Origin of the sequence: Stenotrophomonas sp. S39 (assembly GCF_016624665.1) — a bacterium.
In the GTDB taxonomy this organism is placed as follows: domain Bacteria; phylum Pseudomonadota; class Gammaproteobacteria; order Xanthomonadales; family Xanthomonadaceae; genus Stenotrophomonas.
This window is the reverse complement of sequence record NZ_JACVTT010000202.1, coordinates 1-876: the sequence shown is the minus strand read 5'-3', so window position 1 is coordinate 876 and position 876 is coordinate 1. Positions and strand designations below refer to the sequence as shown.

1 protein-coding gene is annotated in these 876 nt (G+C 67.4%); it reads left to right on the top strand.

Annotated features, from left to right (window positions below):
• The first annotated feature begins 106 nt into the window (after positions 1-106).
• Positions 107-721 (top strand): RluA family pseudouridine synthase, encoded by a 615-nt coding sequence (locus tag IAE41_RS22310; protein WP_200734605.1) that lies wholly within the window; start codon positions 107-109, stop codon positions 719-721.
• Positions 722-876 lie beyond the last annotated feature (155 nt).

The following is an 876-nucleotide window of genomic DNA, read 5'->3' as shown; positions in this document are numbered from 1 at the left end:
CCGTTGGTCGGTACGTGATCCAGAAGGTAGGTACCGACCGTTGGTCGGTACCAGGCAACGGGGAAGCTCAGGCTTCCCCGTTGCTGTTTGAGGGCCAGGGATACTGATGATCCACCTGCATTACATCGACGACGCACTGCTGGTGGCCGAGAAGCCGGCCGGCCTGTTGTCCGTGCCCGGCCGCAGCGAAGAAAACCAGGATTGCGTGGTGGCGCGGCTGCAGGCGCTGTACCCGGATGCGTTGACCGTGCATCGCCTGGACCAGGTGACGTCGGGCCTGCTGCTGCATGCGCGCGGCAAGGCGATGCAGGCGGCGTTGTCGATGCAGTTCGAGCAGCGCAGTGTCAGCAAGCGCTACGAGGCGGTGGTGCAGGGGCTGCTGGAGGCAGAGGCCGGCGCGGTGGACCTGCCGTTGATCGTGGACTGGCCGAACCGGCCGAAGCAGCAGGTCGACCACGAACGTGGCAAGCCGGCGCTGACGCGGTGGCGCGTGCTCGCCCGCGATGTGCAGGCGCAGCGCACGCGCGTGGCGCTGGAGCCGGTGACCGGGCGCAGCCATCAGTTGCGGCTGCACATGGCCAGTCTTGGTCATTCGATCGTGGGAGATGTGTTGTATGGCGCCACGCCGGCGCAGCGGGTGCACCTGCATGCGTGCGCGCTGGCGTTCAGCCACCCGGTGACGGGGGCCATGCTGGCGTTCGAGTCCGCGGCTCCGTTCTAAGGGGGAGGTGGGTTCGGCAGGGCGGCGCCCTGCACCTGCTCAATGCAACGTCAACGGCCAAATCCAGAGCGGCATTCCGTGGGATGGCGGGGCACTGTGGGTTAGCGGGGACGCCGTAAACCCATCCATGGGGGCTTGGTCGCCGCATCCATGCG